This is a genomic window from Burkholderia sp. LMU1-1-1.1 (assembly GCF_040675865.1).
Taxonomy (GTDB): Bacteria; Pseudomonadota; Gammaproteobacteria; order Burkholderiales; family Burkholderiaceae_D; genus Rugamonas.
Genome location: NZ_JBEGHG010000066.1, coordinates 1 through 262, shown reverse-complemented (window position 1 = coordinate 262; position 262 = coordinate 1). Strand labels below are relative to the sequence as shown.

At 50.8% G+C, this 262-nt stretch carries 1 rRNA gene; it reads left to right on the top strand.

Annotation, left to right across the window (positions count from 1 at the left end):
• Window positions 1-262 (top strand): 23S ribosomal RNA (locus MRBLMU1_RS27685); the annotation flags it as partial.

Here is a 262-nt window from a genome sequence, read left to right as displayed (position 1 = left end):
GGCTAAAACAGTCAGGATGTTGGCTTAGAAGCAGCCATCATTTAAAGAAAGCGTAATAGCTCACTGATCGAGTCGTCCTGCGCGGAAGATGTAACGGGGCTAAGCCAGTCACCGAAGCTGCGGATATGCGTAAGCATATGGTAGGAGAGCGTTCTGTAAGCCTGCGAAGGTGTCTTGTAAAGGATGCTGGAGGTATCAGAAGTGCGAATGCTGACATGAGTAGCGATAATGGGGGTGAAAAGCCCCCACGCCGTAAGCCCAA